The organism is Tessaracoccus sp. OH4464_COT-324 (assembly GCF_003932855.1).
GTDB lineage: Bacteria > Actinomycetota > Actinomycetes > Propionibacteriales > Propionibacteriaceae > Arachnia.
Genome location: NZ_RQYZ01000145.1, coordinates 1 through 361 on the forward strand (window position 1 = coordinate 1; position 361 = coordinate 361).

At 35.5% G+C, this 361-nt stretch carries 1 protein-coding gene; it reads right to left on the reverse strand.

Annotated elements, in window-relative coordinates:
- On the reverse strand, positions 1 to 261 hold a 261-nt coding region (gene nrfD, locus EII42_RS12505; RefSeq protein WP_199729904.1), incomplete at its 3' end, for an NrfD/PsrC family molybdoenzyme membrane anchor subunit.
- Positions 262 to 361 lie beyond the last annotated feature (100 nt).

Below are 361 nucleotides of genomic sequence, written 5' to 3' on the forward strand. Positions count from 1 at the left end.
AGACCATATTGTTGGATTCAAATAAAAATTTATAATACGGCTTGGTTGGTGTAAATCAGCAATTAAGGCTACAGGAGCCACAATTACACAAACAATAGCTAAACTAATAGCAATTAATTCAACATATGAATTCTTAACTAAATTAAAGAGGAATGCTATCAATACCGATGAACAGGCTAAGCCAATAAAGAAAAAGTAACTTACCGCCCAAGGTAGCCATGCGATAGCTTGTGGTTCTACTAAGATCTCACGAATAATCATTCTGCTTTCTCCTTACCTTGCCATAGCATAGGTTGACCATTTACTTCGTTCATAAAAGCATCATCTAGACCTAGATAAAATACATGTGGCATAGTGCCAT